General features: G+C 32.0%; 19 protein-coding genes. 9 read left to right on the top strand and 10 right to left on the bottom strand.

All coding sequences use genetic code 11. The features are described 5' to 3' along the window. Nucleotides 1-731 (top strand): MopE-related protein (locus FUA22_RS08055; RefSeq protein ID WP_147767379.1); only part of this gene is annotated, 731 nt, incomplete at its 5' end. A 20-nt stretch (nucleotides 732-751) separates the two neighbouring features. Here the strand turns inward: FUA22_RS08055 and FUA22_RS08050 are convergent. The 5 genes from FUA22_RS08050 to FUA22_RS08030 are packed head-to-tail and all read right to left on the bottom strand — an operon-like array spanning nucleotide 752 to nucleotide 4,717. After that, nucleotides 752-1,609: a substrate-binding domain-containing protein gene (locus FUA22_RS08050; RefSeq protein WP_147767378.1), complete on the bottom strand. Its 858-nt coding sequence runs from the start codon at nucleotides 1,607-1,609 to the stop codon at nucleotides 752-754. A 16-nt stretch (nucleotides 1,610-1,625) separates the two neighbouring features. Further along, nucleotides 1,626-2,495, bottom strand: a complete 870-nt coding sequence (locus tag FUA22_RS08045; RefSeq protein WP_147767377.1) for a nucleoside phosphorylase — start codon at nucleotides 2,493-2,495, stop codon at nucleotides 1,626-1,628. After that, nucleotides 2,485-3,426, bottom strand: coding sequence for a DUF1835 domain-containing protein (locus FUA22_RS08040; protein ID WP_147767376.1), 942 nt, complete (start codon nucleotides 3,424-3,426; stop codon nucleotides 2,485-2,487). Before FUA22_RS08040 ends, FUA22_RS08045 begins: the two co-directional genes overlap by 11 nt. A 2-nt stretch (nucleotides 3,427-3,428) precedes the next feature. Beyond that, complete coding sequence (locus tag FUA22_RS08035) at nucleotides 3,429-3,761, bottom strand: translation initiation factor (RefSeq protein ID WP_147767375.1); 333 nt, start codon at nucleotides 3,759-3,761, stop codon at nucleotides 3,429-3,431. A 5-nt stretch (nucleotides 3,762-3,766) separates the two neighbouring features. Then, a complete protein-coding gene (locus tag FUA22_RS08030) occupies nucleotides 3,767-4,717 on the bottom strand; it encodes an isopenicillin N synthase family dioxygenase (protein WP_147767374.1) in 951 nt (316 codons plus the stop codon). Between the two features lie 217 nt (nucleotides 4,718-4,934). Here FUA22_RS08030 and FUA22_RS08025 point away from each other — a divergent pair, with 217 nt between their 5' ends. Further along, a complete protein-coding gene (locus tag FUA22_RS08025; RefSeq protein WP_394344022.1) occupies nucleotides 4,935-6,854 on the top strand; it encodes an alpha-ketoacid dehydrogenase subunit alpha/beta in 1,920 nt (639 codons plus the stop codon). Between the two features lie 69 nt (nucleotides 6,855-6,923). Here FUA22_RS08025 and FUA22_RS08020 read toward each other — a convergent pair whose 3' ends face one another. Further along, nucleotides 6,924-7,484: an ExbD/TolR family protein gene (locus tag FUA22_RS08020; RefSeq protein ID WP_147767372.1), complete on the bottom strand. Its 561-nt coding sequence runs from the start codon at nucleotides 7,482-7,484 to the stop codon at nucleotides 6,924-6,926. 917 nt (nucleotides 7,485-8,401) lie between these two features. On the opposite strand from FUA22_RS08020, the gene FUA22_RS08015 reads away from it, so the two are divergent. Next, nucleotides 8,402-9,070 (top strand): hypothetical protein, encoded by a 669-nt coding sequence (locus FUA22_RS08015; RefSeq protein WP_147767371.1) that lies wholly within the window; start codon nucleotides 8,402-8,404, stop codon nucleotides 9,068-9,070. Between the two features lies 1 nt (nucleotide 9,071). Here FUA22_RS08015 and mgrA read toward each other — a convergent pair whose 3' ends face one another. The 3 genes from mgrA to FUA22_RS08000 all read right to left on the bottom strand — a co-directional run bounded on the left by mgrA (nucleotide 9,072) and on the right by FUA22_RS08000 (nucleotide 13,973). After that, nucleotides 9,072-10,085, bottom strand: a complete 1,014-nt coding sequence (mgrA, locus tag FUA22_RS08010) for an L-glyceraldehyde 3-phosphate reductase (protein ID WP_147767370.1) — start codon at nucleotides 10,083-10,085, stop codon at nucleotides 9,072-9,074. 106 nt (nucleotides 10,086-10,191) lie between these two features. Continuing rightward, nucleotides 10,192-12,498, bottom strand: coding sequence for a S9 family peptidase (locus FUA22_RS08005; RefSeq protein WP_147767369.1), 2,307 nt, complete (start codon nucleotides 12,496-12,498; stop codon nucleotides 10,192-10,194). 140 nt (nucleotides 12,499-12,638) lie between these two features. Beyond that, nucleotides 12,639-13,973: a sulfatase-like hydrolase/transferase gene (locus FUA22_RS08000; RefSeq protein WP_147767368.1), complete on the bottom strand. Its 1,335-nt coding sequence runs from the start codon at nucleotides 13,971-13,973 to the stop codon at nucleotides 12,639-12,641. A 127-nt stretch (nucleotides 13,974-14,100) separates the two neighbouring features. On the opposite strand from FUA22_RS08000, the gene FUA22_RS07995 reads away from it, so the two are divergent. From FUA22_RS07995 to FUA22_RS07975, 5 genes are all read left to right on the top strand, one after another. After that, on the top strand, nucleotides 14,101-15,657 hold the full coding sequence (locus tag FUA22_RS07995; protein ID WP_147767367.1) for a DEAD/DEAH box helicase: 1,557 nt from the start codon (nucleotides 14,101-14,103) through the stop codon (nucleotides 15,655-15,657). Nucleotides 15,658-15,689: 32 nt separating this feature from the next. Next, nucleotides 15,690-16,538 (top strand): DMT family transporter, encoded by an 849-nt coding sequence (locus FUA22_RS07990; protein ID WP_147767366.1) that lies wholly within the window; start codon nucleotides 15,690-15,692, stop codon nucleotides 16,536-16,538. A gap of 4 nt (nucleotides 16,539-16,542) precedes the next feature. Next, entirely contained in the window at nucleotides 16,543-17,847 is a 1,305-nt protein-coding gene (locus FUA22_RS07985; RefSeq protein WP_147767365.1) for an MFS transporter, read from the top strand. 78 nt (nucleotides 17,848-17,925) lie between these two features. Further along, nucleotides 17,926-18,975 carry a glycosyltransferase family 9 protein gene (locus tag FUA22_RS07980; RefSeq protein WP_147767364.1) on the top strand — a complete coding sequence of 350 codons (1,050 nt, stop codon included), beginning with the start codon at nucleotides 17,926-17,928 and terminating at the stop codon, nucleotides 18,973-18,975. A gap of 198 nt (nucleotides 18,976-19,173) precedes the next feature. Next, entirely contained in the window at nucleotides 19,174-19,749 is a 576-nt protein-coding gene (locus FUA22_RS07975; RefSeq protein ID WP_147767363.1) for a Crp/Fnr family transcriptional regulator, read from the top strand. Nucleotides 19,750-19,901: 152 nt separating this feature from the next. Here the strand turns inward: FUA22_RS07975 and fumC are convergent, their stop codons facing one another. Beyond that, nucleotides 19,902-21,299, bottom strand: a complete 1,398-nt coding sequence (gene fumC / locus FUA22_RS07970) for a class II fumarate hydratase (protein ID WP_147767362.1) — start codon at nucleotides 21,297-21,299, stop codon at nucleotides 19,902-19,904. Nucleotides 21,300-21,495: 196 nt separating this feature from the next. Between fumC and FUA22_RS18415 the strand changes: the two genes are divergently transcribed. Then, a complete protein-coding gene (locus FUA22_RS18415; RefSeq protein WP_170309871.1) occupies nucleotides 21,496-21,672 on the top strand; it encodes a hypothetical protein in 177 nt (58 codons plus the stop codon). Nucleotides 21,673-21,741 lie beyond the last annotated feature (69 nt).

Below are 21,741 nucleotides of genomic sequence, written 5' to 3'. Positions count from 1 at the left end.
ATGTAGATGAAGATTGCGATGGTAATTATTTAAGATATGTAGATGCAGATGGTGATGGCTATGGAAGCACGACTACTACGTCATCCTCAAACAGTACACCGGGATCGGGAGAATCCAATACCAATGACGATTGTAATGACGGTAACAGTGCTATACATCCTGGAGCAAGTGAGATTTGTAATGGAGCTGATGATGACTGCGATGGACTTACGGATGATGCAGATGGTGACGTCATTGGACAAACCACATACTATATAGATGTAGATGGGGACGGATATGGAGATGAAAATGATTCAGGTACAGAATTTTGTTCAGATCCTGGGTTAGGGTATAGTTTAACCAATAATGACTGTGATGATACTTTAATGGAAGTTAACCCAGGAGTTACAGAAATACCGGGTAATGGATTAGACGACGACTGTGACCCTGCGACAGAGGATACTTTGAGTGATGCTGATTTTAGATTTAATGAGTTGCAATTATATCCCAATCCGTTTAATCACCAAATAACTATCAACTTATCATCAGATGTCAATAAAAAATTAGATATCAAAATGTTGGACATTAATGGAAAAACTATTTATAAAGATCGGCAGGTTTCACCAATTAATGGACAAATTGTAATTAATAATTTACAGCATTTAGTAGAGGGAGTTTATTTTATGAGAATTTCAGTATCTAGTACTCAAAAATACATTGTTAAACGAATTATAAAATATCAAAAGGATTAAAGGTTTTTAATATAAAAGTTTCATTCAAGTTTATCAACTAAGCAATTATAATCAACAATTTCAGGAATAATATTAAGATTGAAGAGTTCCTTTTGAACAGTCATCAAGGTGTCCTCGTCAATTACCTCCTGAGACCATTCGGTTAAACTTAACCATTCTTGAACATCTTCAATTTTTTGCTCATACCTATTAGCTATAGTTTTGTCGATACTAGGAATGTGCTTAAAATCAACAGTTGTATTGTTTATAATATCTAAGATGGTTTTTAGAGTGTCTTCTTCATTATTAATAAAATCTTCTCTAACAGCAATAACAAAACAAGGCCAAGGTGAAGGGCAATTACCAACGCTTCTAAAAGTTCCGTCATCAACCAAGGGTTTAGTGGTGAATTTTTCCCAAAGGAAATAATCTGCTTCGCCATCTGTTAAACCTTCAACAGCACCTTCCAAATTTTTAATAACCTCAAAATCTAGATCTTTTTCTAAATCCCAATTATTGTTTTCTCCGTTTATATACGCCATTAAGTGAGAGCCAGAACCATATCTACTTATGGCAGCTTTGGTTCCTTTCAAGTCAGCAATAGTATTATATTTAGAGTTAGCAGCCACATGAATTCCCCAAACTAAAGGTGTTTGCACAAAAGTTTGAACAATTTTACTTGGGTTACCAGCAATAATGTCTTTAGTAATGCCTTCAGTAAGTATAACAGCAATATCAATTTCTTTTTCCCTTAATGCTTTACACATGGCTCCCGTACCACCATAATAATCATGCCACCTCAAATTAATACCTTCGTCTTTATACTCACCATTTTTAAGGGTTAAATACCAAGCCAAATTAAAATGTTCAGGTACACCACCAATATTCACATGCTTCATTTATCAAAAATCAGTTTTATTCTACAATTTTATTTAACGTGTATAAAATGAGGTCATCTACAGCTTTTCCAGGGTTATCACTAAAGTTACCTGTTGCTCTATTAGCAATAATAGCATTAAGAGACACTGCATGATGCCCTAGAAGTTTTGCTAAGCCGAATATAGCCGATGTTTCCATTTCAAGGTTTGTAACACGAAAACCATTAAAATTGAAACTATCCATATTATGGTTTAATTCTGGATTTTGAACAGGTAGTCTTAAAACACGACCTTGAGGACCATAAAATCCTGCTGCAGTTGCTGTCATACCTTTAAATGTCTTATCGCTCTCTAATCTTTTTTCTAGAGAAGGACTATTTCTAACCACAATAGGTGTTGCCTTATCCTTACACCAATTGATTTGTTTTATAAAAGCTTCCTCAATTTCTCTGTTTTTAATAGAATCTATTTGATAAAAGTGAAGCATGCCGTTTAAATCTAATCCAAATTGACTTAGAACAAATGAGTCTACCGGAATATCCTTTTGAAGCGATCCGGATGTCCCTACTCTAATAATATCAAGACTTTTAAGGTTATCTTTAGGTTTCCTTGTGTCTAAGTCAATATTAACCAAAGCATCCAATTCGTTCATGACAATATCAATATTGTCAGGTCCAATACCTGTTGAAAGTACCGTAATTAGTTTTCCTTTGTAATAACCAGTATGAGTTTTAAATTCCCTTTTTTGAGTTTCGAATTCAATAGAATCGAAGTGTTTAGAAATTCTATCTACTCTGTTTTGATCACCAACAAAAATTATGGTGTCGGCTATATTTTCTGGTTTTAAATTGAGATGATAAACACTGCCATCAGGGTTTAAGATCAGTTCAGATTCTTTAATGGGCATTTATTACTGTTTTTACAAGCTTATTTTCTTGTTTATTGAATTGAAAGTCTGGCTTTTTAACACCACCAAATACTGTAGTATCATTTATTTCAGAAGCAAAATTATGTTGACCTAACAATGCTTCATATCCTTTTCTGTTTAACTGAATACCACTTTCGTCTTCGGTATAAAATATTGAAAGTTGATCAATAATTCTTCCTAATTGCATATCACCAAAACCATAAAATCCTTGATAGTTGAGTGCGTAACCAAGTAAGTGATGCTTAGATTTTATAATATTTTTATCAAGTATTTCTAAAATATTGTTTTCAATAGTACTTAAACCACTTTTACTATCTGGAAAACGTTTTAGGTGCGCTTTTAAGCAATTGCTCATGTAATCAAAAGATGAACTTTGAACTATAAAAGGCTTGAATAAATTGTGATCCTTACCGTTGTAAATTTGCCAGAGCGTTTCGGCTAGTTCAATATCATCTTGATTTAGTTTTGCTCTATTGGTGTAATGTACAGTTAATTCTTCAGAGCTTAATTCTGAAAGACCTTTTAAGTTTTTACTGTGACTAACACGTCCGCTGCAAACCAATGAAATAGGTAGCTTTATTTTTTTCTGTTTTATTAAACTTATAACTGCCATTAAGTTAATATGGCAAAATAAGTCATATTCAAACCAAAGGACTATTTCGGAGTAATCTTCAATATTATCTAGTTTTTTTATTTCAGATTTATAAGCGTCAATATCTAAGTAAACGTTGTATGTTTCGCTAAAGAAATCGGCTCTAACTTTAAAAAAATCATCCGACAAAATATTCACTAATGTAGGACCTTCACAAAGCATTTCATGCCATGTGATTATATCCCCTTTATAGCCAGAGTCATTCAGGTAATTAGTTAAAACATCACCATTAGTAATATGTAGCTGCTTTCTATCCATAATTAACCTCCAACTCGTTTTACTTTGAAACCTCTATCCTTAAGGATATTCATTATTTTATCTCTGTAATCGCCTTGAATAATAATTTTATCATCCTTAAAACTACCACCAACACTTAATTTTGTTTTTAATTCTTTGGCTAATTGTTTAAAGTCTTCAGTAGCGCCTGTATAACCTTCAAGAATTGTGATTGGTTTGCCTTTTCGTTTTTCGTATTTGCAAATAATTGGATCGTCCTGAATCCATAAGTTATCTCCATTATCTGCTGTCTCATTAGAAACATCTTCAGAAACCATGTCTGGAAATAGATTCTTAAGTTGATCTTGTAAATCCATACCTTTTACTTTTTAATCAGTCCTAATTCAACCAATCTTTCATTTAAAAATTCACCTGCTGTAATATCTTCAAATTGCCTAGGATTATTATCATCAATACAACCTTCTAATACATTCAATTTCATATCACTAATAGGGTGCATAAAGAATGGTATGGAATAGCGCGAAGTGCCCCAAAGCTCTTTTGGTGGGTTTACCACGCGGTGAATAGTTGATTTAAGCTTGTTGTTGGAATGTCTTGATAACATATCTCCAACATTTATCATCAATTCATCATCCTGAGCAATAGCATCTAGCCATTCACCTTTATGATTTTGTACTTGTAAGCCTTTTCCTTGAGCTCCCATCAACAAAGTGATTAAGTTAATATCACCATGAGCCGCGGCTCTAACCGCTTCTTTTGGTTCTTCTTTAATAGGAGGATAGTGAATAGGTCTTAATATAGAGTTTCCATTAAGGATGTATTCATCAAAATATGTTTCCTCTAATCCTAAATGTAAAGCCAAAGCTCTAAGTACATATTTTGCTGTTTTTTCGAGCATTCTGTAGGTTTCTTTACCAACCTCATTAAACTCTGGGAGTTCATCCACTAAGACATTATCAGGGTATTCCGCTTTAAGCTTGTTATTATTCTCAACATATTGCCCAAAATGCCAAAACTCTTTCAAATCACCTTCCTTTTTACCTTTAGCACTTTCTTTTCCAAAAGAAACATAACCACGTTGTCCACCAATTCCAGGTATTTCGTATTTCTGTTTGGTCTCTACTGGTAAATTAAAAAAGTTTTTAACTTCATTATACAATCTTTCTACCAAAGCATCGTCTAAAAAATGACCTTTTAAGGCTACAAACCCTATCTCTTCGTAAGCTTTTCCAATAGCATCTACAAAATTCTGCTTTCTAACAGAATCATCAGAAAGAAAATCTTTTAAATTAACACTAGGTATACTATTCATAAGCTGTCTTTTTTTAAGTGACTAATACAAATGTACAAAAACATTGTAAAGTTTAAGTAAGGGTATATTTTAACTTAATGATTAAAGAAAATTTACTTTTTATGGTATATTTGATAAGCCTGATAATTGCTTTATGAGTAACGATTTTACTTCAAAACCTTTAGAATTTAATATAGAAAATCTTGAAAAGGATAAGCTGATTCAGTTATATAAAAACATGCTGAAACCTAGATTGATAGAGGAGAAGATGTTGGTGTTATTGCGTCAAGGAAAAATTAGCAAATGGTTTTCTGGTATTGGTCAAGAAGCCATTGCGGTTGGTGTTACAATGTCTTTAAATAAAGACGAGTACATTTTGCCTATGCACCGAAATTTAGGTGTGTTTACTGTGAGAAAAATTCCATTATATAGATTATTTGCACAATGGCAAGGAAAAGCTTCTGGTTTTACAAAGGGAAGAGATAGGTCATTTCATTTTGGCACCCAGCAATATAAAATTGTGGGGATGATTTCTCATTTGGGCCCGCAGTTAGGAGTAGCAGACGGCATTGCCTTGGCTAATAAACTGAAAGAAAACAATCAGGTTACTGCAGTTTTTACTGGTGAAGGTGGTACCAGTGAGGGTGATTTTCATGAGGCCTTAAATGTAGCTTCAGTATGGCAATTACCTGTAATGTTTTGTGTTGAAAATAATGGCTATGGGCTTTCAACTCCAACAAAAGAGCAATTTAATTGCGAACATATTGCCGATAGAGGCAAGGGCTATGGGATGGAATCTCACATTATTGATGGCAATAATATTTTAGAGGTATACACAAAAGTCTCTAAAATTGCTGAAAGTATTCGCGAAAACCAACGCCCCGTGTTATTAGAATTTAAAACATTTAGGATACGCGGACACGAAGAGGCTAGCGGAACTAAATATGTTCCACAGGAATTGCTAGACCTTTGGGCTAAGAAAGACCCAATAGAAAACTATCAGTATTTTTTAAAAGAGAAAGGCATTATAGATGAAACTTCAGAGGTGGAATTAAAGGTTAATATAGCACATGAGATTAATGAACATTTAGAAGTTGCATTAAACGAAGACCAAATTAATGCAGATGTAACCAATGAGTTAAATGATGTTTTTAAAGAGTTTGAATATCAGGAAGTTAAACATAACTCAAATTCAAATAAAATTAGATTTATAGATGCCATTTCCGATGGACTGAAACAAAGTATGGAACGTCATGATGATTTAGTTATCATGGGACAAGATATAGCGGAATATGGAGGTGTTTTTAAAATCACCGAAGGTTTTGTTAAGGAGTTTGGAAAAGACAGAGTACGTAATACTCCAATTTGTGAATCTGCTATTATAGAAACAGCTATGGGATTATCTATTGCCGGCATAAAATCAGTAGTTGAATTACAATTTGCAGATTTTGTTAGCTCTGGTTTTAATCCAGTAGTTAATTATTTAGCTAAGTCCTATTACAGATGGCAACAAAATGCAGACATTGTTTTAAGAATGCCTTGTGGTGGAGATGTTGGTGCAGGTCCGTTTCACTCCCAAACCAACGAAGCTTGGTTTACCAAAACACCCGGTTTAAAAGTGGTTTATCCTGCATTTCCTTATGATGCCAAAGGATTATTAGCTTCAGCTATTAATGATCCAAATCCGGTGCTGTTCTTTGAGCACAAAGCTTTATATAGAGGTATCCGTCAAGAAGTTCCAATTGAATATTATACCATTCCTTTAGGAGAAGCTACCATTATAAAAGAAGGAAATGATATAACCATTATTTCATATGGAGCAGCCATACATTGGGCTTTAGAATCTCTAGAAAAAAATCCTGATATTTCTGCCGATGTCATAGATTTAAGAACGCTTCAGCCTTTAGATTCTGAAACTATTTATAATTCTGTAAGGAAGACAGGTAAAGCTATTATATTACAGGAAGACACTTTGTTTGGTGGAATATCTAGTGATATTTCGGCTTTAATACATGAAAATTGTTTTGAGTATTTAGACGCACCTGTTAAACGGGTGGCAAGTATAGAATCACCCATTCCTTTTGCCAAACAACTAGAAAATCAATATTTACCAAAGGATAGGTTTGAAGAAGAATTGAAATCATTATTAAACTATTGATTAAATAAAAAACCTAGTTTGCATTTTGCCGAATGCAAACTAGGTGTTTAAAATAAGGATAACTAAATTCTATCTTGTTTCTGCTTCTGAGAGAATAAACGGATATGCCTCCTTTACTTGTTTTAATTCTTCTTTAGTCAAATTATCAGCAGATTTATTCAACACATTAATAGTATATGTGTTTCTTAATTCATAATATGCCTTTGTTAATTCATTTTGAACAGCTACGTATTGCTTATAGCTAGTAAGTTTTGAATTTTGTAAAGAAATAACAGCCTCTCTAGGATTATCAGAAGAGCTTTCCCCTTTATTTCCATTACAATAACTACAAGAACCATCACCATTATTGTCTAAGAAATCTTTAGCAATACCCTTTAAGTCTTCAAGTGCAATTATGGTGCTTCCTTCAATCATGATTTGATCTTTGTCGTTAATCATAACTTGTAAAATATTGCGCTTGTTAATAGGAGGGGTGCAATCCACTCCTGGTGGGCATTCCTTGGGAAGCATCCTATTAATGCCTTCATCGGTTGAAATTGTTGCTGTTACCAGGAAAAAAATTAGTAACAAAAAAGCAATGTCTGCCATAGAACCTGCATTAATTTCAGGCCTGAATTTTGAACGTCTCATAAAATTATAGTTTAAATGTTAATGTGAAATCTTTCACAAAAACAATACCATAACTAATTGACTTAGATTCCCATCTTCATGGGAATGACAGTTTTAAGGAAATCAGACGCAAAGCGTCATGGAAATCTTCTTCAATTTAATGGGCATAACGTTTTGTGCCTTTCCAAACTATATCATTTGAAGATCTAAAGCTGATATAACGTCTTGTAGGCATGAAATTTTCCTGAGTGATGCTATTTAAATGATTCGATATTTTGATTGTTGTTCGCATTTTGATTGATGAAAGTTTTTAAAAAGACATTACTTATTTGTAACGTCTTTTTGTGTTCCAATTATAACTTTTAGTGTTACTTAATGTTCCTGAAATTTGATTGTTGTTTAAAGTTCTCATAATTGTTTGATTGATTTTTTGATTGATGATTTTTTGCGCTATTTATCTATAACGTCTTTTTGTATTCCAATTATAACTCTTAGTGTTATTTAAGGTTCCTGAAATTTGATTGTTGTTTAATGTTCTCATGATTATTTGATTATTGATTGATGAATTTTTTAATATTATTACTTATCTATAACGTCTCTTTGTGTTCCAATTATAACTTTTAGTGTTATTTAAAGTTCCTGTAATTTGGTTGTTGTTTAATGTTCTCATGATTGTTCGTTTTTTATTGATTTATACTTGATAGACGACCAATAGTTAAAAATGTTACAGTACTATGCATAACAAAGTAATAAATTAACATATTTTAACTTTTGTTGTAGGTTTTTACAAGGAAAGAAGACTATAAAAACTATAGAAATTTGTTTTAGGAATGGTTTTTGTGTTAAATGAATACAAAAATATTTACTAGTTATAAGATAAAGAAATATCTTTGACAATAGAATAAAAAGTTGTCATCATTGCTATGATACCCAAACAGTTGAAAACATTTTACACACTTATAATACTGTTTTTGTTTACAGTATCAATTCATGCCCAAATTGATTCTAAGAAAAAATCTCTTTCTATTCCGGCTGTGGAAAATGAAAAAGATTCATTAGATGCTTCACCTATTGTACCTTTAAAATCAATTACTAGTGGTAATAATAATGCTTTAAATTCTCCTAAATCTACGGTTAATCTTAAAACACCCAAAAAGGAGTTTTCTATGTTTGGTGAAAAGTTTGGTAATCCTGGTGAATTATATAAAGACAGGTTTAAGAAACATGAAAACTCAATCAAAGAGCAAGAAGGCTTAGGGACAAAAGGTAGTAAGATTGATGTGTTTTTTGGTGACCATAGAACTAAATCAAAGCATGCACGAGTGATGTATAGAGATTATGGTTTAGAAGATGGAGATATAATTAGGGTATCAGTTAATGATGAGATTCTTGAATATCGTGTGGGTTTAATAAATGCATTTAGAGGCTTCAAAATTGAATTGAAAGAAGGCGTAAATAAAATAGAGTTCTTAGCTCTTAACGAAGGTTATGCTTTACCTAATACCGCACACTTTAGGGTGGTAGATGATAATAATAATATTATTGCTGCCGATATGTGGGCACTTTCCATAAATGTAAAAGGTACAGTTAATATTATTAAGGAATAAATTAACCAACTATCCCATCTATCATTTTCAATTCTTCAGAAGAAAATTCTAAATTATCTAAAGCTTTTAAGTTTTCTTTTAACTGATTAGCAGAACTTGCTCCTAAAAGTACTGAAGCTACTTGAGGTTGTCTTAAAATCCACGCTACTGCCATTTGCGATAGTTTTTGACCTCGTTCTTGAGCTATATCATTAAGTTTTTGGATTTTTTCTATGTTACTATTTACAGTATCTGAATTAAGATAAGACATGTTTTTTGCTGCTCTAGAACCTTCTGGTATACCACCTAAATATTTATCTGTTAACATTCCTTGTGCCAAAGGAGAAAAGGCAATACAACCAACTCCATTATCTTCTAAAGTATCAAGAAGCCCATTTTCAATCCATCTATCAAACATTGAATATCTGGCCTGATGCAAAATAAATGGCACATTTAATTCTTTCAATATAGTGGCAGCCTTTTGAGTTTCTGCCGGTTCATAATTAGAAATTCCTACATATAAGGCTTTACCTTGACGTACTATATCTGCTAAAGCTCCCATGGTTTCTTCCAAAGGCGTATTGGGATCTGGTCTATGATGATAAAAAATATCAACATAATCTAGGTTCATACGCTTCAAACTTTGATCTAAACTAGAAATTAAATATTTTCTTGAACCTAAATTCCCATAAGGCCCAGGCCACATATCATAACCAGCTTTAGTAGCAATAAATAATTCGTCTCTATAATTCTTAAAATCTTGTTTTAAAATAGTTCCGAAGTTTTCTTCAGCAGAACCATAAGGAGGTCCGTAGTTATTAGCTAAATCAAAATGTGTAATACCCAAATCAAAAGCACAACGTAAAATTTCTCTTCCGTTTTGAATGCTATCAATAAACCCAAAGTTATGCCATAACCCCAAAGAAATTGCTGGAAGCAATACACCGCTTTTCCCAGTACGATTATATTTCATGTTATCATAGCGTTGTTCAGATGCTTTGTATTCTAATACTCCAGATTTATCATTGATTTGCATAGCCTTAAATTTAAAATGCTAATGTATTAATTAGTTTTAATTTTCTAATTATAAAAAAGCCTTTAGAAATAAATCTAAAGGCTTTTAAATTATTGTATTAAATTTATTAATCTTTAATCGGCTGCTTTATTTCTTTCTTAAGATGTTTTGCATAAAAGCCCATCATAGATTCGTAAAGAGCTATTCTGTTTTCTTCTTTTCCAAATCCATGTCCTTCATCATATTTCACCATATATGGCACGTCAACACCTTTGGCTCTTAGCCCCTCAACAATTTGATCAGATTCATCAATATTAACTCTTGGATCATTAGCTCCCTGAACCACCATAAGAGGCTTTTTAATTTTGTCTATATGAAATACAGGAGATACTTCTTTCATTATTTCTTTTTCTTCAGGTATATCAGAATCATACCAAATCTCTTTTACTATTTTTTTGTACGGTTTCCAATATTCTGGGAATGATTCAAAAAATGTAAAAATATTAGATACCCCAACATAATCAACACCACAAGCATATAAATCTGGTGTTTTTGTTAAACCGCGTAAAACAGCATAACCACCATGGCTACCTCCGTAAATAGCAGCATTATCTTTATCAACCCAACCTTGGTCAACTACATATTGTAAACCATCTTCAACATCATCCATAGCTTTTCTTCCTATTTGTTTAAACCCAGATTCAAGGAATTCTCTACCATAACCGCCAGAAATTCTAAAATTAACTTGTAAAGTAGCATAACCTCTACTTGCGAATAATTGTGCCTCTGGGTTGAATCCCCAAGAATCCCTAATACCTTGTGGTCCACCATGAGGGTTTACAATTACAGGAACTCTTTCTCCATTCAATGCCTCCTTCGGTAATGTAATGTAACCATGTATTGTTAAACCATCTCTACTTTTAAAGGTTATAGGACGCATTTCTGCCATGTCATTTTCTATAAGGTTTGGCATTAAATCATAAAGCAATTTAAACTCCTCCGTTTTTGCATCATAGGAATAATAAGTACCATACAATTTATCACTTTGAATGAAAAATAAATATTTACTTTCATCATCTGTAACATCAGAGATTGAGAAGTTGTAACCCGGAAACTTATTAGTTAGTTTTTTGTGAAGCTTTTTTGCATAATCACTTACAGGCACCACTACATTTTTTTCACCGTTATATGAGAAATAATCTAATTCATAACCTCTATATCTTGACAAACCAAGCCCTGAAACATCATAATTATCGTTTGAAAATAAATTTTTTATAACCTTATCTTCTTTCAAATCATATAATAGAATTTGAGCTTTATCTGAATCTAAATTAGAGATTACATAGGCTTCATGAGGATTGTCTGATGCATAGTTAAAAGATGAGATACCGAAACTATCTTTCCAACTTAATTGTTTTATTATATTATAATTCTCGCCATCTATGGTATAATAAAAATCTTGATTAACTCCGTTTCTTAACTTTACAAATCCTCTTAATTTACCATCTTTATCAAATACATAGCTATTTATTGGGTTAGCGGCATCTTCATTTTTATACAACTGCTTTAATTCTCCAGTTTCTATATTAATCTTGTACGGTTCAAAAATTTGAGGATTGTTTTGATTCATAGATATAATCATATGATCCTTATCTTCTTTTAAACCATTCAATATATTTACTTTAACGCCATCAAAAGGCGTTAATTCTTTTTGGTTTGTTCCATCTACATTTACAGCGAATAGGTGATAATCTTCGTTCCCACCTTTATCCATTATATAAATCATTCTATTTTCATTTGCCCAACCAAAACCTCTAATTAACTCATCTTTTTCTTCTATTACTCTTTTAACCTCATTGGTATCAAGGTTTTTAACGTAAACATGATTTTTTTTGTTTTCATCTTTCTCTCTATAAGATAAATAAGTTCCATTTGGAGAAAAGCTGAATGAGCTTGCTTTAGGTCTTGCGAAATAATCTTCAACAGAGTACTTGTAATTAGTGGGGTTCCAATTGGCTAATTTCTCTAAATCTCCATCTGAAGTTGGTAACGATACGTTTCCAGGAAGTGTTTTTTCTGTTTTATTAAGAGTTAAAGGAAACTCCATGCCCCCTTGATAGAATGTTCCATTAAGTGAAGTTTCTTTTAAAGCGGCTACATACTTAATACCGGCTTGATTAAATTTAATTGTTAAAGTATCATTTTCGTATGTTGTAACATCCATAGGAATACCAGTTGCACCTTGGGAAGGACTATCCATTGTAGAAGTATAACCATCTTCACTGTTTTTAATATCGAAAACTAATGTCACCTCGGTTCCTTGAACCGATAATTTTCCTTTCCAAGAACCTGTAATGTCTTGCGCTTTTACTTGAGTAGCAACACATAAAAAAAGGATGACTACTGCACTTAATTTTGAAATTTTACGTCTCATTTTATTATTTAAAATTGAAGATTAAATGCGTTCATTAAATTCAAAAACAAACACATCTTAACACGATGTTATTTCAATTAGAAGCGGAAAACGGAGTTTCGTTACAAAACTTTTTAAAAATTTAACATCTATTTACAATTCTAGTCAGAAATGGCATTTAATTTAGAAATCAAATCATCTTTAATACTACGGTCTTCTTCACTTAGTGGAGCTTGATTAAAACTCAATAAATTAGTGTTTTCTAATGGGCTGGAAACTAGATTATACAACGCTTCAGAACCATCACCAAATAAAATGTATTTGTGAGTTTCGTTCCTTATAGTAGTGTTTAAAAGACCATTGTCATCATCACCTTCGGTATATATATAAGCCCTTTTAGAAGCACTTACATTTGTGAAGAGACCTTTAAAACTTTTACTATCATTGATTTCTGATGAACCTGTTTCAGCAATATCTGCAACCGTCGCAAATATATCTAATGAATTAATTAGGGCATCTTCAGTTGTGTTTTCTCTTGTAATGCCGTAACCAGAAACTACCATAGGAACATTAACGCCTCCTTGATATATAGTTCCTTTTGATCTTCTATTTCCATAATATTGTGCAACTTGATTAGGTGTACCATTATCACCAATAAAAATGATAACAGTATTATCTAATTCGTCTTGGCTCATATTATTTAAAAGCCTTCCCATTTCAGTGTCTAATGCTTCTAAAGCTGCCAAATAGTAGGGCATTGGATTTGCACTAATACTAGCCGCATCACTGGGTAAATTACCCTGTGAATGTAATTCAGTAGGAGGTAAGTGAAATGGACTATGTGGGGCATTATAGGCAAGCCATAAAAACCAAGGTTTAGTTTGGTTATCAATCCAATCTATAGCTAAATCTGTTAATTTACTTGTAATGTATTCTGATGAATTTGTTGTGCTTCCATTAATATTAAGTGCCCAATTGTCATATGCAATTGGGTTACTAATACTACCAGCAAAGTAATTGATACCCAAATTGTTTGGGTGACTATTATTGTTGGATAAATGCCATTTTCCAATTACAGCATGACTATATGTAGAATTAGTATTGCTATCCAAGTAGCTTTGAATAGATGTTTCTGAAGTTGAAAGTGAATTTCCTGCTCTGGTAACGCCAGTTCTAAACCCGTACTTTCCAGTTAAAATACCTGCCCTTGTAGGAGAACAAGTAGGGTTGGACCATACATTATTAAATTTTACACCTGAATTCATTAGCCCTACTAGGTTCGGCATATTGGGTTTCGTATTTCCAATTTCGTATCCTGGGCAAGCATCTAAACCCATATCATCTGCTAATACTAATAAAATATTTGGTTTTGTTTGGTTTTCGTTAGTTGTTTCTTCAGTGGTATTGTTGTTTTCAGTATCATCAATTTCTTCAATGTTTGAACTACAAGAAAACAAGAATGCAATACAGAAAAGACATAATAGCAACTGTTTCATAAGGCAATATTTTTGGTTTATGACTATTATTTTTATGAATAGTTTAAAACTTCTTTAATATTTTTAGAAGAATCATTCGTTCTAAACTCTACAAAGATGTTATTTTTGCTGGGTCAAAATTATATGCATGTCTGTAGTATCTCAAATTGAATTAGAAGAAAGAAAAGCCGGTAAAGACTTATATAGCTATCAAAAAGGAGCTATTGATAAAATTTTTAAAAGCTTTGAAGAATCACCTACTGATTATCATTTGCTTTACCAACTTCCTACTGGCGGAGGTAAAACAGTCATCTTTTCTGAAATAGTTAGACAATACTTGAAGCACCACAAAAAAAAGGTACTTGTAATGACGCACCGTATTGAGTTATGCAAGCAAACCTCAAACATGTTAACTGAATTTGGTGTAATTAATAAAGTTGTTGATAGTAAAGCAGATTTAAGTGATCAAGGTGATTATAGCTGTTTCGTTGCTATGGTGGAAACCTTAAATAATAGGCTGAATGATGATAAGCTTGATATTTCTGATATTGGACTTGTAATTATTGATGAAGCCCATTATAATTCATTTACAAAATTATTCAAGTTTTTTAGTCAGTCATTTATTTTAGGAGTTACAGCAACACCCTTAAGCTCAAGCATCGAGTTGCCAATGACCGATAATTATGATGAATTAATTGTTGGTGAAAGTATTGAATCCTTAATAGAAAATGGGTTTTTATCGCGTGCCGAAATGTTTAGCTATAATGTAGGTTTAACATCCTTAGTTGTTGGTGCTAATGGCGATTATACAGTGAAGTCATCAGAGGATTTGTATACAGATGATAACATGCTTACAAAGCTTTTAAGAGCTTATGAAGAACGTTCTAAAGGGAAAAAGACCCTAATTTTCAATAATGGTATCAATACGTCATTACATGTTTATGATACCTTTAGAAGAGCAGGTTATCCAATCGCTCATTTAGACAACACACATTCTAAAAAAGAAAGAGCATATATATTAAAATGGTTTAAGGAAACTCCAGATGCTATTTTAACTTCTGTAAGTATACTAACTACTGGTTTTGATGAACCTACAGTAGAAAGTATCATTTTGAACAGAGCCACAAAATCATTGACACTATATTATCAAATGATTGGTAGAGGATCTCGTGTTTTAGAAAATAAAAAGACATTTCAAGTTATTGATTTAGGAAACAATTTTCACAGATTTGGACCATGGGGTGATAATTTAGATTGGCAACGTATATTTAGATCACCAAATTACTATTTAGACGCTTTATTAAGTGATGAAGAACTAGAAAGTAATTTTAGATATGAAATGCCTGATGAATTACGCGAAGAATTTGCTAAATCTGAAGAGGTTTATTTTGATGTTCAAAAAACCTACGTAGAGTCTATTAGAGCTGGCGAATCATCAAAAGTTGTGCTTGAACGCTCAATTGCTCAACATGGTTATATATGTATTGAAAATAGTGAAGATGTATACGATGCTTTAGCCTTAGCTAAAATGCTTGGTGATGATATAGATTTTAGAATTGGTCGTTATACCAAGTGTATTAGTAAAAGTACTTTCAATTTTGTTGAATGGCTCAAAGGAGAATATAGAAAGAAACTTAATTCTTATTTGCGTACTAATTTTGATGAAGTATTTGAGTCTATTCATGGATACCCACCAGAGGATTAGTATATAATTATTCCTCTTTAAAAGAATACATATTGGATATAAAGAAGGCTTTAAAATTCATGCTTATCAGTACATTGTCATTTGCATGTATGAACAGTATTGTAAAGCATTTAACGCATATGAGTGCGTATCAAATAGTGTTTTTTAGATCCATTACTACCCTTATTTTTACCTTAACATTTCTATTAAAACATAAAATTCCGGTTTTAGGAAACAATAAAAAGATATTAATTCTAAGAGGCGTGGTTGGGGTTACCTCCATGACTTTCTTTTTTATGTCTACTAAATATTTACCAATAGGAACCGCTGTTTCTCTTAGATATATGGCACCCATATTTGCAGCAATTTTTGCTATTTTCTTCTTAAAAGAGAAAGTAAAACCTATGCAATGGTTCTTTTTTGCTATGGCTTTTAGTGGAGTGGTTATATTAAAAGGGTTTGATTTGAATCTTGATAGTTATGGGCTTTTGCTAATTTTTATATCGGCTATTTTTAGTGGATTAGTTTATGTGGTTTTAAGTAAAATAGGTAAAACCGAACACCCAGTTGTTGTGGTGAATTATTTTATGGCCATATCTGTAATTGTTGGGGCTACATTATCAATTGGTAGATGGGTTAACCCGAATGGAATAGAGTGGTTTATGTTATTAGGTTTAGGGGTGTTTGGGTATTTCGGGCAGGTATATATGACCAAAGCATTCCAAACGGCTTCATCAACAAGTCAAATAGCGCCTTTAAAATATTTAGAAACCATTTTCACATTACTCTTTGGAGTATTTGTTTTTGCTGAAGTTTACACTTTTTGGAGTTTGTTAGGAATAGGATTAATTATTGTCGGCTTAATTCTAAATGCTCAGTTTAAGGAACGATTGAAAACTTAAATATATGATCAATCCTAATAAGTTTTCTATTATTAACCCTAATAAATCGCCTGTTTTTTACGGATATGTTGTCCTTCTTTTTGGAAGCATCGGTGTTTTAGCAAGTATTCCAGGGCAGACAGTTGGAGTATCCGTTTTTACAGACCCCGTAAAGGATGCCTTAGGATTAACAAGAAATCAATTTAGTAATGCATATATGATAGGAACTTTTTTAAGTTCTTTTTTTATTAGTAGAGCAGGGAGGTGGTTTGATAAATTTGGCGCACGGTTTGTAGCCTTTTTTGCTGCAATATTATTGGGTTTTTCTCTTGTTTTATGTTCGCTTTCGGTTAACATAAGTAATTTCTTTTCAGAACTACTGAATGTTCAATCTGCACTAGTTCCATTTCTTGTTATTACCGTTTTGTTCTTTTTAATAAGATTCAGCGGGCAAGGTGTCATCACCATGTCCTCTAGAAATATGATTATGTTGTGGTTTGACAAAAACAGAGGGAAGGTAAATTCAATAAGTAGTATTGGAGTTTCACTTGGTTTTTCAGTATCTCCCATATTTTTCAACTACTTAATTGATAGCAATGGTTGGGAAAAAAGTTGGCAGATTTTAGCGCTTTGTTTATTTATATTTAGTTTTTTTATTTTACAATTTTACCGAAATAAACCTGAAGATTTTAATTTAAAACCTGATGGAAGCAAGATTAAACAAACAGAAATTATTAATGTAATTCAACCTAATATTGATTTTACACTTTCGGAAGCAAAACGAACAAGAGCCTTTTGGATAATTGGATTAATTTTAGCCTTTAATAGTTTCTTCATAACTGGATTTACATTTCATGTGGTTTCTATTTTTGAAAGCCAAGGTTTTTCAAAATCACAAGCTATATCCATATTTTTACCAATTTCCGTAATCGCCATTTCTGTTTCCACTTTGTGCAACATTTTAAGTGATTACATAAAGCATAAAATCTATGTGCTTATTATGATTATTAGTGGATTTTTAGCATCAATAGGTTTATGTCTTTTAGCACAGCCAATAGGTGTTTATCTGCTAATTTCAGGACTAGGTATTTTAGGAGGTTTGTTTGCTGTGGTAAATGCCGTGACATGGCCCAAATACTATGGCAGAAAACATTTGGGGGCTATTACTGGTAAAATAATGAGTTTTATAGTTATTGCTAGTGCAATAGCTCCAACCATTTTTAGTTACTGTTATACAATCTTTGGGTCATACAGTTATATTAGCTATGTTAATATGGCTTTATTAATTGTATTATTTATAGGGTTCTTTAAAGTCAAAAATCCGCAGTAAAGGTATGATTCAATAGGCTTGATTAACAGACACTATATTTGTACTTTTGACAACTTTAATTCATAGCTCAATTTCACAATGACCTTTAAAAGCCGTATTAATAGTTTTAGAAGAAAGCTTACCCAAAGCATTACAAAAAATATTGGTAATTCCTACTCTGAACCTAAAAAAGGAGATTTAGAAATTGAGGCTATTAAGAATGTTTTAATCATTCGCCCCAACCATCGTTTAGGAAACCAGCTATTATTAACACCCATAGTACAAGAGGTTTTAAATACCTTTCCTAACTGTACCGTTGATTTATTTGTTAAAGGAGGAGTAGCGCATCCCGTATTTGAAAATTATGATAGAGTAGACAGGATTATTAAGCTTCCAAGAAAACCATTTAATAATCTATTCAAATATGCTAAGAGTTGGATTTCGGTCAAAAACAAAAAATATGATTTAGTTATTAATGGTGATAAAAACTCATCTTCTGGAAGATTGTTAACACAACAAGCTAAAGCCAAATTCAAAATTTTTGGAGAAGTAACAGAGGAGATTCAAAACAAATATCCAGATTACAGACACATCTCAAAATACCCTGTTTATAATTTGAGATATTATTTGCAAAAGTTGGGATTAGATTATAATTCCAAAGATCTTCCTGTTCTTGATATTAAATTAAATGAGGCTGAAATTACAGGCGGAAAAAAGATTCTGGATGATTTAGTTAAAAATGATAAAAAGACCATCTGTATTTACACGAATGCAACTGGAGATAAATGTTATTCCGAAGAATGGTGGGTAACCTTTTATCAACGTTTATTAAAGGAATATCCAGATTATAACGTAATAGAAATGCTGCCTATTGAAAATATTTCAAAGATTAACTTTAAGGCACCTAATTTCTATAGTAAGGATATTAGAGAAATGGGAGCTGTATTGCGTAACACAGCTGTATTTATAGCTGCTGATAACGGAGTGATGCATTTAGCTAGTGCTTCATTAGTGCCTACAGTGGGCTTCTTTTCTGTTACTAAAGAGGAAGTTTATGGGCCTTACGGAAGAAATGGAAGTTTTGCTCTAAACACTAATAAAACTGATATAGATGCTTGGTTTGAGGCTATAAAAGTTATTTTGCCATAGATTTTGTTTTAAATAAAATGTTTGGCTATTTAGCCTTATGTAGAATTTCTTTTTGATTTGTAGTATTATATTATTCTAGTTTATGAATGTAATTGGTAAAAGTTTATATGTAAGTTATCGATTAATTAAGTGATTTTATAATTGAGACATTATTTTAGAATTACCAATAAAACCCCTAACATAATTCCTTAAATATTAATGAACCAAAATTTTGCCTTTTTAAACTCCTTTATTGAGATTTCTGAAGAAACATTTTTAGAATTAGATAAAATAACAACTTTCAAACGAGTAGAATCAGGGACTCAAATTGTTAAACTTGGTGAGGTACCTTCTAAAGTTTATATGCTGATTTCTGGGACAATAAGATGTTATTTAAGTACAGAATCTGGTAAAGAATTTAATAAATCTTTTTATCTCCCAACAAGTTTTGTTGCCTCCTTAACCGCTTTAATTAATAGTAAACCTTCATTATTTGTTTTTGAGACCCTTTCTGATTGTAAAATGTTTGAGATTGATTACAAAAAGCTCAAAGAGTTATGTAAAAAGGATCAGAGTATTAATGATTTGTATTCTAGGGTTTTAGAGGTTGTTTATATTAAGTATGAAAGGCGTTTGGTAGAATTGATATCTCTTGATGCTAAAGAAAGATATTTAGAATTAAGGAAAAAAATACCTAATGTAGATGAAATTATCCCTCAGTATCATATTGCTTCTTATTTAGGGATTACAGCGGTTCAATTAAGTAGAATTAGAAAAAAAATAGAGAGTTATTAACATTTGTTAATAGTTAACAATATGTTAAACAATATATTTGAGGTGATTTCCTTTCACGAATGAAAAGTACAAAGGATTGATAGCTAACCAACCAAAAAAAAACAGGTAAATTAATTTACCTGTTTTTTTATAATTATTTTTTGAACTGAGTATTATTTCAAACTTCCAACCATATCTTCTGGTTTTACCCAAGCATCATATTCCTCTGCTGTTACGTAGCCCAAATTAATGGCCTCTTCTTTTAAGGTTGTCCCGTTCTTGTGAGCTGTATTAGCAATTTCTGCAGCTTTATAGTATCCTATTTTTGTGTTTAATGCTGTTACAAGCATTAAAGAATTATTAAGTAATTCTTTAATTACGGCATGATTAGGTTCAATACCTATTGCACAATTTACATCAAAACTTACACAAGCATCACCAATTAATTGAGCAGACTGCAACACATTAGCTGCCATTACAGGTTTAAACACATTTAATTCATAATGACCTTGAGTTCCACCAACAGAAACAGTAACGTCATTACCAATAACTTGAGCACAAACCATTGTCATGGCCTCACATTGTGTTGGATTAACTTTTCCCGGCATAATTGAACTACCTGGTTCATTAGCCGGAATAATGATTTCACCAATACCACTTCTTGGTCCGGAAGCCATCATTCTAATATCATTTGCAATTTTATTTAGAGAAACAGCTAACTGTTTTAAAGCACCATGTGTTTCAACTAAAGCATCATGAGCAGCTAAGGCCTCAAATTTATTAGGTGCTGTCACAAATGGTAAATTTGTAAATTCAGCTATAAATTCAGCAACGCGTTTGTCATATCCATTTGGTGTATTTAACCCCGTTCCAACAGCTGTTCCTCCTAAAGCTAATTCACTTAAATGCGGTAAGGTGTTTTCTAATGCTTTAATGCCATGATTTAATTGAGCAACGTAACCAGAAATTTCTTGACCAAGAGTTAAAGGTGTAGCATCCATTAAATGGGTTCTACCAATTTTTACTACATCTTTAAATGCTTTTGATTTTTCATTTAAAGTATCTCTTAATTGTTTTACACCAGGAATTGTTGTCTCAACTACTTTTTTATAAGCAGCAATATGCATGCCAGTAGGGAAGGTGTCGTTGGATGATTGTGATTTATTAACGTCATCATTTGGTTGAATAGTTTTTTCACCTTCACCAATAATCTTTCCGGCCAATTGATGTGCTCTGTTAGCAACCACCTCATTAACATTCATGTTACTTTGAGTACCAGAACCGGTTTGCCAAATAACCAAAGGAAATTGATCATCATGCTTTCCTTCTAAAATTTCATCACAAACAGCAGCAATTAAATCTCTTTTTTCAATTTGTAAAACTCCAAGATCGCAATTTGTATAAGCAGCAGCCTTTTTTAAGTATGCAAAACCATAAACTATTTCTAATGGCATCGATCCAGAAGGACCAATTTTGAAGTTATTCCTGGATCTTTCCGTTTGGGCTCCCCAAAGTTTATCGGCAGGTACTTTTACCTCGCCCATAGTGTCTTTTTCTATTCTGAAACTCATTGTTTTAATTATTAATAGTAAGCTACAAAGTTACTTTTTTTTCGATGGTTATAGACATGATTTTTGTTAGTTTTTCAGCCATGTTTTTAATAATTCTTCATTGTGAAAAACCCTGTTAATAATTTTTAAATTGATATTGTATAACAAATAGCTTTACATTATCTTTGCAGCAGTTTATAAATGATAACTTACAATTATGTTCGATTTTGACCAATATTTAGGATTTTTAGCTTTTTTAACCATTTTAACAATTGGGTTCTGGCTAATGATATTTTTGTTAACCTTTGTGATTCCTTATTGGATTGGAGGTGCTTTTATTGAAAGAATGAAAGAAATTAGAGAAGCAAAAAAAGCTAAACGTCAAGAGGCATAGTTTTAAAATATATTGAATAAAAAAGGGAAGCTAAATTAGCTTCCCTTTTTTATGATTATAAATTTAAAT

This window comes from Seonamhaeicola maritimus, from assembly GCF_008056315.1.
In the GTDB taxonomy this organism is placed as follows: domain Bacteria; phylum Bacteroidota; class Bacteroidia; order Flavobacteriales; family Flavobacteriaceae; genus Seonamhaeicola; species Seonamhaeicola maritimus.
The sequence above is the reverse complement of the archived record's forward strand: the minus strand, read 5'-3'. Positions and strand labels throughout refer to the sequence as shown.